General features: G+C 68.2%; 7 protein-coding genes and 1 pseudogene. 2 read left to right on the top strand and 6 right to left on the bottom strand.

Annotated features, from left to right (window positions below):
- The 4 genes from A5663_RS17390 to htpG form a co-directional block, all read right to left on the bottom strand.
- Positions 1-1657: ABC transporter ATP-binding protein (locus tag A5663_RS17390; RefSeq protein WP_068151760.1), on the bottom strand; the 1657-nt coding region annotated here is incomplete at its 3' end.
- The gene (locus tag A5663_RS17385) at positions 1654-3570 is read right to left on the bottom strand and encodes an ABC transporter ATP-binding protein (protein ID WP_068151759.1); all 1917 of its coding nucleotides are present in this window, start codon (positions 3568-3570) and stop codon (positions 1654-1656) included. The genes A5663_RS17385 and A5663_RS17390, both read right to left, overlap by 4 nt.
- A 63-nt stretch (positions 3571-3633) precedes the next feature.
- Positions 3634-5376, bottom strand: a complete 1743-nt coding sequence (locus A5663_RS17380) for an AMP-binding protein (protein WP_369816657.1) — start codon at positions 5374-5376, stop codon at positions 3634-3636.
- 84 nt (positions 5377-5460) lie between these two features.
- Positions 5461-7386 (bottom strand): molecular chaperone HtpG, encoded by a 1926-nt coding sequence (gene htpG / locus A5663_RS17375; protein ID WP_068151758.1) that lies wholly within the window; start codon positions 7384-7386, stop codon positions 5461-5463.
- A 398-nt stretch (positions 7387-7784) separates the two neighbouring features.
- Between htpG and pks2 the strand changes: the two genes are divergently transcribed.
- Positions 7785-14141, top strand: a complete 6357-nt coding sequence (gene pks2, locus A5663_RS17370) for a type I polyketide synthase (RefSeq protein ID WP_068151756.1) — start codon at positions 7785-7787, stop codon at positions 14139-14141.
- Here pks2 and A5663_RS17365 read toward each other — a convergent pair.
- The gene (locus A5663_RS17365; RefSeq protein WP_068151752.1) at positions 14138-14368 is read right to left on the bottom strand and encodes an MbtH family protein; all 231 of its coding nucleotides are present in this window, start codon (positions 14366-14368) and stop codon (positions 14138-14140) included. The two genes, pks2 and A5663_RS17365, sit on opposite strands and share 4 nt — an antisense overlap.
- A gap of 257 nt (positions 14369-14625) precedes the next feature.
- Positions 14626-15495: an NmrA family NAD(P)-binding protein gene (locus tag A5663_RS17360; RefSeq protein ID WP_197503439.1), complete on the bottom strand. Its 870-nt coding sequence runs from the start codon at positions 15493-15495 to the stop codon at positions 14626-14628.
- A 57-nt stretch (positions 15496-15552) separates the two neighbouring features.
- Between A5663_RS17360 and A5663_RS23625 the strand changes: the two are divergent.
- Positions 15553-15741: pseudogene (locus A5663_RS23625) on the top strand (hypothetical protein); the annotation flags it as partial.

The raw sequence follows: 15741 nt of genomic DNA, 5'->3' as shown, positions 1-15741 counted from the left end.
CCGTGCGGTCGGCGAGCACCGTCTCCAACGCGCGCTGGACCATCCGCTCGCTCGGGATGTCGAGCGACGACGTCGCCTCGTCGAGGATCAGCACCGCGGGGTCGGCGAGGAACGCCCGCGCGAACGCGACGAGCTGGCGCTGGCCCGCCGACAGCCGGCCGCCCCGCTTGGCGACGTCGGTGTCGTATCCGTCGGGCAGGGTGGCGATGAACCGGTCGGCGCCCACGGCTTCCGCGGCCGCGACGACCTCCGCGTCGGTGGCGTCGGGCCGGCCGAAGCGGATGTTGTCGGCGATGGTGCCGTCGAACATGAAGTTCTCCTGCGTCACCATCACGACGTGCCGGCGCAGTTCGGTCTGCGAAAGCTCGCGCAGGTCAACGCCATCCAGCATGATGGCACCGGACGTCGGGTCGTAGAACCGGGCGATCAGCTTGGCGATCGTGGTCTTGCCGGCACCGGTGGTGCCGACCAACGCGACGGTCTGGCCGGCCGGCACCTCGAGCGTCAGCCCGGGCAGCACCGGGCGGCCCGCGACGTACTCGAAACCGACGTCGTGGAAGGCGATCTCGCCGCGCACGCCGGTCAGCTGCACCGGGGACGACGGCTCCGCGATGCCGGGCCGCTCGGCCAGCACACCGGCCAGCTTCTCGAGCGCCGAGGCCGCCGATTGGAAGGTGTTGAAGAACTGCGAGATCTCCTGCATCGGTTCGAAGAACATCCGCAGGTACAGCAGGAAAGCCGTCAGGGTGCCGATCGTCATCTCGCCGCCCAGCACCCGATAGCCGCCGTAGAGCAGCACGACGCCGGTGGTGAGGTTGCCGACGAGTTTGACGCCGGGCATGAAGACCGCGAGCAGGCGGAAGGTGCGCTCGTTGTCGTCCTTGTAGCGATCGGCGATGTCTTCGAAGATCTCCTGGTTGCGCGGCTCGCGGCGATAGGCCTGCACGGCCTTGATCCCGGTCATCGTCTCGACGAACTGCACGATCACCAGCGCGGCGCTCTCGCGCACGCGGCGGTACGTCTTCGCCGACTCGTCGCGGAACCACCACACCAGCGCGACCAGCACCGGGAACGCACCCAGGCACATCAACCCCAGCCGCCAGTCGAGCACGACGAGGAGGACCGCGGTGCCGAACAGCGTGAGCACCGCGGTGACCAGGCTGTCGAACCCGGTCTCCAGCATGTCCTGGATGGCCTCGACGTCGTTGGTGGACCGGCTCACCACCCGGCCCGACGTGTAGCGCTCGTGGAACGCGATGTCGAGCCGCTGGAAATGCCGGAACACCCTGCGGCGCAACTCCAGGAGCACCTTCTGGCCGATCCGGCCCGAACGCCGCAGGAAGAACATCCGGCTGGTCGCCTGGACCACGACGACGACGGCGAGCACGCCGACGATCGTCAGCAGCGTGCGCGCGGAACCGCCGTCGATGATCGGCGGGATGCCGCGGTCGATTCCGCGCTGCACCAGGATCGGCACCGACAGCCGCGCGGCATTCTCCACGACGACGACGAGCGCGAGCAGGATCACGGCGACGCGGTACGGGCGCAACAGCGAGCCCAGCAGGCTGCGCGCCTCGCGGCGCCGGTCGATGCTCTCGTCGATGGGCAGGTCATCCTGCTGTTCTTCGAACTTGCCGCGCCATTCGGTGACCGTCATCGGCGCTCCGCCTCCGACGTGACGTATCGGCGTGGCTGACGCTCCTCGAAGACGTGTTCCAGCCGGCTGCGCTCGTCGTCGTCCTCCCACGCGCAGGCCCGTTCGCAGCCGTCGTCGAGCTGGTCGTCAGCGGCCAGCAGGTAGCGGTACTGCGGCACCTCGGCCAGCAACTCGGCGTGGGTGCCGACGTGGGTGATGGTCGCCGGCCCGGAGTCGACGCGGTCGAGCAGCGCCACCTTGTCGGCCAGCAGCACCGTCGAAGCACGGTGTGCCACAACGATTCCGGTGACCGAATGCAGCACCCGACGCAGCGCCTCCTCGACGACCGCCTCGGTGTGCACGTCGAGCGCCGACAGCGTGTCGTCGAGGACGAGGATCTTCGGCGACGCCAGGATCGCACGCGCCAGCGACAACCGTTGGCGCTGACCGCCGGACAGGCTCATCCCCTGCTCGCCGATGCGGGTGTCGAGGCCGAAGGGCAGATCGTGGACGAACTGCGCCGCGGCCACCTCGATCGCGTCGGCCACCTGTTCGTCGGTCGCCTCGGGCCGGCCCAACCGCAGGTTCTCGGCCACCGACATCGAGAACAGGGTCGGGTCCTCGAACGCGGTGGCCACCGCCTGCCGCAGCGCGGGCAGCGACAGCTCGCGAATGTCGGTGCCGTCGACGCGAATTGCGCCTTCGGTGACGTCGTACAGCCGTGACATCAACGCGGCGAGCAGCGACTTGCCCGAACCCGTCGGCCCCACGAGGGCCAGGGTCTCCCCCGGTTCGACGGTGACGTCGACATGGCGAAGGGCCCACTGGTCGGAGTCGGGGAACTTGAACCCCACGTCGAGAAGTTCGAGGCGCCCGCCGCGCGGCGGCCGGCCGACGGGCCCGTCGACGATATCGCGTGGCGCGTCGAAGATCTCGGCGATCCGGTTGGCCGCGGTGAACGACTCCTGCGTCATCGACAGCAGAAAGCCCAACGAGGCGATCGGCCAGACCAGCGAGAGCATCATCGTGATGAACGCGACCAGCGTGCCCATGGTCACGTAGCCGTGGCCGGCGGCGTAGGCGCCGAACCCGAGCACCACGATCAATGTCAGGTTCGGGATGACCTCGAGCAGGGTCCAGAACTTCGCCGACACCGACACCCGGTTGATCTGCGTGTCATACAGATTCGTGAGCTGCTCGTCGAACCGGTCGTAGACGTAGTCCTCGCGGCCGAACGACTTCACCACGCGCAGCCCCAGCGCGGACTCCTCGACGTGGGTGGCCACGTTGCCGGCCTGGTCCTGAGCCAGCCGGGACAGCCGGGTGTACTCCTGCTGAAAGTGCAGCACCGTCAGCGTGATCGGCACGATCGAGACCACCACGACCACGCCGAGCGGCCAGTACATCGCCAGCAGGATTCCCGTCACCACCGCGATCTGCAGGCCGTTCAGCAACAGGAAGAGCAAACCGAACGACATGAAGCGCCGAATCGTGCTCAGGTCGTTCATGATCCGCGACAACAGCTGGCCCGACTGCCACTGGCCGTGGAAGCTCATCGGCAGGATCTGAAGCCGCGCATAGAGGTCCTTGCGGATGTCGGCTTCGACGCCCATGGTCGCGCGTGCCGCCAGCCAACGGCGGATGAACCACAGGACCGCCTCGGTGATCCCGACGCCGATGGCAGCGGCGCCCAGCAGCCACAGCCCCTGTCGGTCCTGATGCCGGACCGGACCGTCGATGACGGCCTTGGTCATCAACGGGATCGCGACGGTCGCGGCGAGGCTCACGATCGCGACGGTGACCATCGCTACCCACCGCGCGCGGTACGGCATCAGGTACGGCAACATCCGCCACAGGTCCGAGCTCGCGCGTCGGCGCTGCTGTGGCGGTGCGATGGCCGGCGCTGAGCGCAGGGCGGGGACGGCGGGGTTCATCAATTCACCGTAGAACCTCAACAACAGATGAGGTCGACGGCTTCCCGCGCCGGTTATGCGCCGCTAGGCGTCCAACCGGGCGAACTGACGGTGCCGGTACTGCTCGACGCAGGTCGCGCGCCGAACCTTGCCGCTGGTGGTGATCGGTATCGAACCCGGTGCCACCAGAACAAGATCGGCGACGCTGAGGCCGTGGGAGTTGGAGATCGCCGAGGCGACCTCGCGCTTGACCTCGGCGAGCTTCTCGGCGGCCTCCTCGTCGGACCCGCCCCGCTTCTTGGCCTCGATGATGACGACGAGCTTCTCGGTCTCACGGTCCGGAACCGCTATCGCCGCACACCTACCCTGCGTGATCTCCTGGATCGTCGCCTCGATGTCGTCGGGAGAATGGTTGCGCCCGTAGACGATCAGCAGATCCTTGATGCGACCGATGACGAACAACTCGCCGTCGAACAGGAAACCCGAGTCCCCGGTCCGCAGCCACGGCCCTTCGGGGGTGCCCTCCGACGGTCCGGCGATCTTTCCGCCGAACGTGGCCTCGCTCTGCTCGGGCTTGCCCCAGTAGCCCATCGCGACGTTGTCGCCGTGCACCCAGATCTCGCCGACGGTCCCGGCCGGGCACTCGATGTTGGTATCGGGGTCGACGATGCGGACCAGCGGCGACCGCGGCACCCCGTAGCTCACCAGCGGTGTGCCGCTGCCGTCCGAACAGCGCTCCGCCTTGCCTGCGGTCAGCTTCTCGGAGTCGAAGCGCACGATGGCCGGTGGCTCCGCCTCGATGCGGGTGCCCACATACACCGTCGCTTCCGCCAACCCGTAGGACGGTCGCAGCGCCGATTCGGGGAGGTTGAACGGCGCGAACCGCTGGACGAAGCGCCGCAGCGTCGCGGGATGCACCCGCTCGCTACCGGTGGCGACGACGAGCACGTCGGACAGGTCGAGCCCAGCCATGTCGTCGTCTGACGTCTTCTTGGACGCCAATTCGAAGGCGAAGTTCGGCGCGGCCGAGTACGCCTTGCTGTTGGTCGCCAGCAAGTGAATCCAGCGGGCGGGCCGCTGCAGGAAGGCCACCGGACTCGTCAGCACCGCGCGGCGTCCGGTGAGGATCGGGCCGCACACCCCCAGGTACAAGCCCATGTCGTGGTAGAAGGGCAGCCACGACACGATCGTGGTGTCCGGCGGCGGGACCTTGCCGTGGTGCGCGAAGTAGTCGGACGTCACCTGCTCGAAATTGGCGAGCACATTGCGGTGGGACATGATGACGCCCGCCGGAGTGCGGGTCGAGCCGGACGTGTACTGCAGATAGGCGGTCTCCGGGTGCTCCTCGCGCCCCGCGCCGGGTCCCGGCGGACCGTCGAGGTCCAGCAGGTCGACCTCGACGACCGACGGAGCCGATGCGCCCTCCGTCGCGAGGTGTCCGGCGACCGCGTCCACGACGGACGACGTGGTGAGCACGACCGACGGCGACGCGTCCTGCAGGCACGAATTGACCCGCTCGTCTATGACGCCGCCCATCGGCACCGACAGCGGAACCGCGACCTGCCCGGCCTGCAAGGCACCGAGGAACGCGACGACGTAGTCAAGCCCCTGCGGCGCCAGGATGAATGCGCGGTCGCCAGGCGACCCGTGCCGGGACAGCTCACGGGCGACGTTCAAGGTTCGCCGATAGACCTGAGCCCACGTCAGGCTGGTGGCGGCGCCGTTCCAATCCTGGTCGTAATCGATGAACGTGAACGCCGTCTCGTTGGGCTGCAAACTGGCACGTTCACGCAGCACCGCGGGTATGGAGGTGTCAATCACGCGCATCAGGGTACCGTGGCGCGCGCCGTCGCACGGGCGAAAAAGATGTTTGCTGGACGCGGCTGGTTCGCGTTTGCCGGCCCCATCCACCTATACCGTGCGCGCCAACCGCTCAGCGAGCAGCCCGGCGAACCTGGCCGGATCTTCGGGTATGTCGCCCTCGGCGAGCAGCGCTGTGCCGTAGAGCAATTCGGCGGTTTCGACCAGCTGATCCTCGTCGCCCCGACTGTGCTGCGCCTCCTGCAGGCCGGTGACGAGCGGGTGCTTCGGGTTCAGTTCGAGAATCCGCTTGGAGACCGGAACCGTCTGCCCCGACGCCCGGTACATACGCGCCAGCGCAGGCGTGATGCCGAACGTGGGCGTGATCAGGCAGGCCGGCGACTCGGTCAGCCGCGTCGACAGCCGCACCTCGGCGACGTGCTCACTGAGGGTCTCCTTGAGCCAGGCGAGCAGATCGGCGAATTCCTTGTCCAGTTCCTCTCGTTCGGCCTCGCTCTTGTCCTCCTCGGAGTCGAGGTCCACTTCGCCCTTGGCCACCGACTGCAGCGGTTTGCCGTCGAACTCGGGCACCGACCCCACCCAGATCTCGTCGACCGGGTCGGTCAGCAGCAGCACCTCGTAACCCTTCGCCCGGAACGCTTCCAGGTGCGGCGACTTCAGCAGCTGCTCACGCGACTGCCCGGTGGCGTAGAAGATCTGCTCCTGACCGTCTTTCATGCGCTCGACGTACTCAGCGAGGGTGGTGGGCTCCTCCTCGCTGTGCGTCGAGGCGAACGACGAGATGCGCAGCAGGGCGTCGCGGTTGTCGAAGTCCGACATCAGGCCCTCTTTGAGCACCGATCCGAACTGAGTCCAGAACGTGCGGTAGTCCTCCGGCCGCTGCGACCGCAGGTCGGAGATCGTCGTGAGCACCTTCTTGGTCAACCGGCGGCGGATCGCGGTGACCTGCCGGTCCTGCTGCAGGATCTCGCGAGAGACGTTGAGCGACATGTCTTGTGCGTCGACGACGCCCTTGACGAACCGCAGGTACGTCGGCATCAGCTCCGCACAGTCACCCATGATGAAGACGCGCCTGACGTAGAGCTGGATGCCGACCTTGGCATCACGGGCGAACAGGTCGAACGGCGCCTGCGACGGGATGAACAGCAGCGCCTGGTACTCGAAGGTGCCCTCGGCCTTCATCGCGATCACCTCGAGCGGGTCGTCCCAGGCGTGCGCGATGTGCTTGTAGAACTCCTTGTACTCCTCGGCGGAGACCTCGTCCTTGGACTTGGCCCACAGCGCCTTTCCCGAATTGAGGGTCTGGGTCTCGACGGTGACCGTTTCCTGCCCGCCCTCTTCCGTCGCCGGGGTGCGCCGCTCCACCTCCATGCGGATGGGCCAGGAGATGAAGTCCGAGTACTTCTTGACCAGCTCGCGGATCTTCCACTCGGCGGTGTAGTCGTGCAGCTGGTCGTCGGCGTCCTCGGGCTTGAGGTGCAGCGTGACCGACGTGCCCTGCGGGGCGTCCTCGACGGATTCGATGGTGTAGGTGGCCTCGCCGCTGGAGACCCAGCGGGTGGCCTCGCTTTCGCCGGCCTTGCGGGTGAGCAGCTCGACCTTGTCGGCCACCATGAAGGTCGAGTAGAAGCCGATCCCGAATTGGCCGATCAGCTCCTCTGAGGCGGCCGCGTTCTTGGCCTCGCGCAACTGCTCACGCAGTTGGCCGGTACCGGACTTGGCCAGCGTGCCGATGAGGTCGACGACCTCGTCGTGAGTCATCCCGATGCCGTTGTCGCGGACGGTCAGCGTGCGCGCCTCTTTGTCGGGAACGATCTCGATGTGCAGATCGGACGCGTCGACGTCCAGGTCCTTGTTTTTCAGCGTCTCCAGGCGCAGCTTGTCCAGCGCATCGGAGGCGTTCGAGATCAGCTCCCGCAGGAAGGAGTCCTTGTTGGAGTACACCGAGTGGATCAGCAGCTCCAGCAGTTGGCGCGCCTCGGCCTGAAACTCCAACTGTTCGACGCGTGCAGTCATGTGCTTCCGTTCGACATCAAACCGGCCAGTACCGGCAAAGATAATAGCGAGCCGATCTTCGCCCGCCGCGCCGCTGTCGCGACGGGCGGTGCGCCCGATCGGGTGAATGACGAGCGCATGCGACACACCTGCACATCACCTGTGCATCGGGACCGAAATCGCCTGATTGCGCTTATTGTCTCTGCTGACACAACGGCGAGGATGGATTGGTCGGATTTCAAGACAACAGGCCATGTATGAAATTAGCGTTGTCGGTGTGACTGCCTGCCGCGGCAAACCAATGCCGCCGAGGAAGCGCGCGACGGCGCCGTCGTCGCTGTCCTGCTGACCTCAGAAGTGCACGACGTTGAGCGGTGCAGCGGCCGGGGCCACAGCAACTATTGCTATGCGGAGGGGAAATGACGTCATTCAACAGCGCGGATGATTCGCTGTCGGGTTCCGGATCGGCCACGACTTCGCCCACGGGGGGCACCGCGCCAGTTACTCCGATTGCCGTCATCGGCATGGCCTGCCGGCTGCCCGGCGGCATCGATTCTCCGGAGCAGTTGTGGGACGCGTTGCTGCGGGGCGAGGACCTGATCATCGAGATCCCGCCGGACCGCTGGGACGCCGAGGAGTACTACGACCCCGAGCCCGGCGTGCCCGGTCGATCGGTGTCGAAGTGGGGCGCTTTCCTCGACGACTTCGGCGGCTTCGACTCCGACTTCTTCGGGATCAGCGAGCGGGAGGCCACCGCGGTCGACCCGCAGCACCGCTTGCTGCTCGAAACCTCCTGGGAGGCAGTCGAACACGCGGGCCTGAGCCCCGCCCAGCTGGCCGGTTCTAAGACCGGCGTGTACGTGGGCCTGACGCACGGCGACTACATTCTGCTGGCGGCCGATGCCCACGCCCTGGAAGGGCCCTACGGGTTCCTGGGCAACAACTACAGCATGGCGTCCGGGCGAATCGCGTACGCCATGGACCTGCACGGTCCGGCGATCACGGTGGACACCGCTTGTTCGTCCGGTCTCGTGACGGTGCACATGGCCTGTCGCAGCCTGCACGACGGCGAATGTGACGTCGCGCTCGCCGGTGGTGCCACGCTGCTGCTCGATCCGCGCAAGTCGTCGGCGGGTTCCGCCGGCGGCATGCTCTCGGCGACCGGTCATTGCCATGCATTCGACGTCGAAGCCGACGGGTTCGCCTCCGGTGAGGGCGCCGTCATGGTGCTGCTCAAGCGGTTGCCCGACGCCCTGCGCGACGGCGACCGGGTACTGGCCGTCGTCCGCGGCACGGCCCTCAACAACGACGGCCGCACGGTGAACATCACCACGCCGTCGCAACCCTTGCAGGTCAAGGCTTATCAGGCCGCGCTGGCCGCGGCGGGCGTGGAGGCCAACACCGTCGGCATGGTGGAGGCCCACGGCACCGGAACGCCCACGGGCGACCCCATCGAATTCGGCAGCCTGGCAGAGGTTTACGGCACCGAAGGGCCGTGTGCACTCGGCTCGTCGAAGACGAATTTCGGTCACACCCAGTCGACTTCGGGGACGCTGGGACTGGTCAAGGCGGTGCTGGCCGTGCAGCACGGCGTGGTGCCGCAGAACCTGCACTTCAGCCAGCTGCCCGACGAGCTGGCCCGGGTGAACACCAATCTCTTTGTGCCCAAGGACAACACGGACTGGCCGACGAATGGTCGGGCGCCGCGGCGGGCCGCGGTTTCGGCGTACGGGTTCTCCGGCACCAATGCCCACGCGATCGTGGAGCAGGCTCCCGCAGCGCGGGACACCGACCCGCGACGCAACGGGCACACCGCCGCGACGGCCGCGGGTTCGCATCTGTTCGCGCTGTCGTCCACCTCGGCAGAGGAACTGCGCCGCACCGCCGGGCGGCTGGCCGACTGGATCCAGACACACGACGACGTCACGCTGCCGGACCTGAGTTACACGCTGGCGCGTCGGCGCGCGCACCGTCCCGTGCGCACCGGCGTCATCGCGAGTGACAAGGCAGAGCTGATCGCGGCCCTGCGGGAGGTCGCCGACGGCGACACCCCGTATGAGGCGGCGGTCGGGCGTGACGATCGCGGTCCGGTGTGGGTCTTCTCCGGACACGGTTCGCAGTGGGCCGCAATGGGTGCCGACCTGCTCGCGAACGAGCCCGTGTTCGCCGCGACCGTCGCCGCCATCGAGCCGTTGATCGCCGCGGAGTCCGGGTTCTCGGTGACCGAGGCGATGAGCGCGCCGGACGTCGTGGCCGGGGTGAACCGGGTGCAGCCGACGCTGTTCGCGATGCAGGTCGCGTTCGCCGAGACCATGAAGGCCTACGGGGTGCGCCCCGGCGCGGTGATCGGGCACTCCCTCGGCGAGACCGCCGCGGCGGTGGTCGCCGGTGCGCTGACCCTCGAAGACGGCGTTCGGGTCATCTGCCGTCGCTCGCAGTTGATGGCGCGCATCGCCGGCGCCGGCGCGATGGCGTCGGTGGTGTTGCCGGCCCAGCAGGTGCTTTCCGAGTTGATGGCCCGCGGCATCAGCGACGTCGTGATCGCGGTGGTGGCCTCCCCGGAGTCCACGGTGATCGGCGGGGCGCCCGAGACCGTGCGCGAGCTGGTCGCCGAATGGGAGCAGCGCGACATCATGGCCCGCGAGGTGGCGATCGACCTGGCATCGCACACCCCGCAGGTCGATCCCATCCTGGCCGATCTGTCCGAGGCGCTCGTTGAACTGAACCCACGCACCCCGGAGATCCCGTTCTACTCGACGAGTGGGTTCGACCCGCGCGAAGAGCCGTACTGCGACGCCCGGTACTGGGTGGACAACCTGCGGCGCACGGTGCGCTTCGCGGCGGCGGTGCAGGCCGCCATGGAGGACGGCTACCGGGTCTTCGCCGAGCTGGCTCCGCATCCACTGCTCACCCACCCGCTCGAGCAGAACGCCCGCAGCCTCGACGTGCCGCTGGCCGCGCTGGCCAGCATGCGCCGCGAGCAGGAGCTGCCCCACGGTCTGCGCGGCTTCCTCATCGACCTGCACAGTGCGGGCGCGGCCGTCGACTTCTCGGTCCTCTACCCGGACGGGCGGCTGGTGGACGCGCCGCTGCCGACCTGGACGCACCGCCAGCTGCGGTTGAGCCGCGACGGGCAGGACACCTCGCCCACGCACGGCGCGCGCACCATCTCGGTTCATCCGCTGCTGGGCGCCCACGTGCGCCTGCAGGAGGAACCGGAGCGCCACGTCTGGCAAGGCGAGGTCGGCACCGCCGATCATCCGTGGCTGGGTGATCACCAGATCCGCAACGTCGCTGTCCTGCCGGGAGCGGCGTACTGCGAGATGGCGCTGGCGGCCGCACAGGCTGCGCTGGGCGAGGCCTGCGAGGTCCGCGACATCCGCTTCGAGCAGGCGCTGCTGCTCGATGAGCAGACCACCGTCGGCGCCTCGGCCGCGATGTCGTCGCCAGGGGTGCTCGACTTCACCGTGCAGACGAACCAGGACGGCGAGCAGGTACGGCGAGCCAGCGCGGCGCTGCACGCCGCATCCGACGTGCAGCCGGCCGCGCACGACGCGACCGCGCTGCTTGCCGCGCACCCGAACCGTGAGGACGGCGACGCGGTGCGCAACCGCATGGACCAGCGCGGTGTCCAATACGGTCCGGCTTTCTCAGGCTTGGGCGCGGTTTACGCCGGGGACGCCGACACCATGCTCGCCGAGGTCGCGCTGCCACGCCAGATCCGTTCGCAGCAAGCCGCTTACGGCGTTCACCCCGCACTGCTCGACGCCTGCTTCCAGTCCGTCGAGGCCCATCCCGATGTGCGGGCACTGGGCGACGGCGTGCTGGGACTTCCGCTGGGGATCCGCAGGCTGCGGTCCTACACCGCCGCGCGCGATGCCCACTACTGCCTCACCCGCGTGACGAAAGCCGACACCACCGGGGTGGAGGCCGATATCGAGGTGCTCGACGAGCACGGAACGATCATGCTCGCCGTCGAGGGCTTGCAGCTGGGCACAGGAGCCGACGACAAGGACAACAAGGGCAGGATCCTGTCCGACCGGCTGCTGACCATCGAGTGGCAACCAAAGACACTGCCCGAGGCGGAGTACGCCGAGACCGGAACGTGGCTGCTGATAACCACCAGCAACGCCGACCCGGTGGCCACCGCGCTGGCGGATGTGCTGAAAAACGCTGGGGCGCAATGCACCAGCATGTGCTGGCCGCGGCAATCCGAGCACAGCACCAATGCGCAACAGCTCAAAGAGCATCTGCGGGTCGGGGGAATCTCCGGCGTGGTGATCTTCACCGGGCCCAAGAACGGCGACGCCGAGGACCAGGCTGCACGCCTTGGCCGCGAGTACGTCGAGCATCTGGTGCGGATCACCCGCGAACTGCCCGAGATCGCCGGGGAGCCACCGCGCCTGTATGTCGTCACCCGCGACGCCCAGACCGTCGAACCGCATGACACGCCGAACCTCGAGCTGGCCGGGTTGCGCGGTCTGGTGCGGGTCATCGGCACCGAGCATCCGCATCTGCGAGCCACCCAGATCGACGTGGACGCCGGCACCGACGCCGAGCAGCTGGCGCAGCAATTGCTCTGCGAGACACCGGAAGACGAGACCGCGTGGCGGGGCGGACAGTGGTACGTCGCGCGCCTGTACCCCACCCCGCTGCGTCCCGAGGACCGCAAAACCACCATCGTCAACCACGAGCACGACGGGATGCGCTTGCAGATCCGCACCCCCGGCGACCTCGAGTCGATGGAACTGGTTGCAGCCCAGCGGGTTTCGCCCGGGCCGGGTGAGATCGAGGTCGCGGTCACCGCGTCCAGCATCAACTTCGCCGACGTGCTGGTCGCGTTCGGCCGGTATCCCTCCTTCGAGGGGCGGCTGCCGGAGCCGGGCACTGATTTCGCCGGCGTGGTCACCGCGGTCGGCCCCGGGGTCACCGAGCACAAGGTCGGCGACCACGTGGGCGGCCTTTCCCCGAACGGCTGCTGGGCGACGTTCATCACCTGTGACGCCAACCTGGCCGTCACGCTGCCCGACGGCCTGGCCGATGCTCAAGCCGCCGCGGTGACGACGGCGACCGCAACCGCCTGGTACGGCCTGCACGATCTGGCCCACATCAAGAGCGGCGACAAGGTGCTGATCCACTCCGGCACCGGCGGGGTCGGCCAGGCAGCGATCGCGATCGCCCGCGCCGCCGGCGCCGAGGTCTTCGCCACCGCGGGCAGCGAGCAGCGCCGGCAGGTGTTGCGCGACATGGGAATCGAGCACGTCTACGACTCGCGCAGCGTCGAGTTCGCCGACGAGATCCGCCGGGACACCGGTGGGTATGGCGTCGACATCGTGCTCAACTCCGTGATCGGCGCGGCGCAACGCGCGGGTGTCGAGTTGTTGGCGTTCGGTGGGCGGTTCGTCGAGATCGGCAAGCGCGACATCTACGGCGACACCAAGCTGGGGCTGTTCCCGTTCCGGCGCAACCTGACGTTCTACGCCCTGGACCTGGCGTTGCTGTCGTTCAGCCATCCGCAGCGGCTACGCGACCTGTTGACGACGGTGTACAAGCTCACCGCCGACGGCGTACTTCCGATGCCAGAGAGCACGCACTACCCGCTCGCCGATGCCGCCACCGCCATCCGCGTGATGAGCGGCGCGCAACACACCGGCAAGCTCATCCTCGACATCCCGCGGGCCGGCAGCAGCAGCGTGGTGCTTCCGCCCGAGCAGGTTCGGGCCTTCCGCGAGGACGGCGCCTACATCATCACCGGCGGCCTGGGCGGGCTGGGATTGTTCCTCGCCGAGAAGATGGCCGCCGGTGGCTGCGGGCGGATCGTGCTCACGTCGCGTTCCCAGCCGGATCTCAAGACGCTGGAGACGATCGCGCTCATCCGCGCGATCGGCGCCGACGTGGTGGTGGAGTGCGGCGACATCACCGAGCCGGGCACGGCCGAGCGCGTCGTCGCGACGGCGACCGCCACCGGGCTGCCGGTGCGGGGTGTGCTGCACGCGGCCGCGGTGATCGAGGACGCCACGCTGACGAACATCACCGACGAGCTCATCGAACGAGATTGGGCGCCAAAGGTTCTCGGGGCCTGGAATCTGCACACCGCGACGGCCGGCCAGCCCGTGGACTGGTTCTGCTCGTTCTCCTCGGCGGCCGCGCTGGTGGGCTCGCCCGGGCAGGGCGCGTACGCCGCGGCCAACAGCTGGCTGGATGCGTTCACCCACTGGCGGCGGGCTCAGGGGCTGCCGGCCACCGCGATCGCGTGGGGTGCCTGGGGCCAGATCGGTGCCGCCACCGCGCTGGCGGAAGGCACCGGCGTCGCGATCACGCCCGACGAGGGCGCGTACGCGTTCGAGGCGCTGCTGCGCCACAACCGCGCCTACACCGGATACGCGCCGATCATGGGCACACCGTGGCTGACGGCGTTCGCGCAGCACAGCCCGTTCGCCGAGGCGTTCCGCACGACCGGACAGAGCGCGGGCGGCTCGAGCAAGTTCCGCGCCGAGCTCGAAGAGCTGACCCCGGAGGAGTGGCCCGCGCTGCTGCGGCGCCTGATCTCCGATCAGGTCAGCTTGATCCTGCGGCGCAACGTCGACCCGGACCGTCCACTGGCCGAGTACGGCATGGACTCGTTGGGTGCTCTCGAACTGCGCACCCGCATCGAGACCGAGACGGGTCTGCGCATCACCTCGACCAACATGACCGCGACGATTCGGGACCTGGCGACCGAGCTGACCGGGAAGCTGGCGCCCGCGGAGGCCAAGGACGTCGAAGTGTCGGCTTAGCTCTCCGACGCTTCGTCCGCGGCCAGCCTGTCGCGCAGGCTCTTCGGCCGGATATCGGGCCAGTTCTGCTCGATGTAGTCCAAGCACGCAGCGCGGTCCGCTTCGCCGAAAACCACCCGCCAGCCGGCCGGGACATCGGCGAAAGTCGGCCAAAGGCTGTGTTGCTCCTCGTCGTTGATCAAGACGAAGAAGGTGCCGTTGTCGTCGTCGAATGGATTGAGGCTCACGAATTCTCCAGACAATCTCGTCGAGTGGAACCGTTCCAGACCATAATGAAGGCCGGCAGGGCCGCTCCGTGGTTCGGGCCGAGTTGGGCTCAGCCCATCACGCGCCCTCGTAGTGGTGCGAGGAGATGGTAACTCACCTCGACTCGGCGCCGACGGCATGTCGCCGCCTGGCGTGCGCAAAGAGCGGCGAAACAGCCCCGGATGCTAGGTCCAGGCGCGTTGCTGCCAGCGCCAGGCGCTGTCCCGCAGGAACTCCGTCAACGTACGCGGCGGACGGCCGAGCAGCCGCTGCACCTCGTCGGTGATCGGCTGGTTTGTCCCAGCCGGGTCAGCGTGTACACCGCGGCCATGAACCCGATCGTGTCCCAGCCGACCCCGCGGCGGCGCAGCCGCGCGGCGAAGCGGATGAGCCCCGGACGGGTGTAGGTCACCGGACGCCCTAGCGCGGCAGTGAGTTCCGCAGCGACCTGATCCATGGTCAGCGCCGCAGGCCCGGTCAGGTGGTAGACGGCATCGCGGTGGGCGGCCGGATCGGTCAACGCCAGTGCCGCCACGTCGGCGGCGTCGCGGGCGTCGATGAAACTGGTGCGGCCGCGGCCGGCGGGGATGAACAGCTCGCCGCGCTCGACGATGTCGGTGCCGTGGGTGGAGATGCTGCGGTGCAGGTTCTGCATGAAGAAGCTGCACCGCAGCAGCGTCGAGGTCATCGACGAGGCCATCAGCGCCTGCTCGACCTTGTAGTGCGGGATGAACTTCGCCCGGTCGGCGCCGAACACCGACACGTACACCACGTGCCGGCAGCCCGCCGCCTCCGCGGCCGCCACGAACGGAATCACGGCGTTTCGGGCGGCGCGGTTGCCGGGCAGCGGGAACAGCAGGAACATCGTGTCGACATCGCGCAGCGTCGCCGTCCACGTCGAGCGGTCGAAGAAGTCGAACCGGCACACCTCGGCGGCCTCGCCGACCCGCTGTCTCAACCGCTCGGGGTGGCGGCTGGCGATCCGCCAGTCCACCCCGGGAGGTTGGGCGCGCATCCGCTCGACGAGTTCGTGGCCCACGTTTCCCGACGGGCCGGTGATCAACAACACCGCCGAGATATAGCACGCGGCGGCCGGCCTGCTGACCACAGTCGGCTGCGAAGTTCGCTGTAGCGTACGGTATCGGGCGGACGCCAAGGAGGGCCCGTGAATTCCACTGCTGCAAGGTTGACGGCGAAGTTTGCTGAGTCCGTCGTGCACGGGTTGATTCTCTTCCTCGCGGCAGGCACGGTCCACTACTGGCAAGGCTGGGTCTTCCTCGCCGTCAACCTTGCAGCAGTGGAATTCACGGGCCCTCCTTGGCGTCCGCCCGATACCGTACGCTACAGCGAACTT

Origin of the sequence: Mycobacterium sp. E740, assembly GCF_001672895.1 — a bacterium.
In the GTDB taxonomy this organism is placed as follows: Bacteria; Actinomycetota; Actinomycetes; order Mycobacteriales; family Mycobacteriaceae; genus Mycobacterium.
Note: the sequence above shows the minus strand (reverse complement) of the source record. Positions and strands in the feature narration are given on the sequence as shown.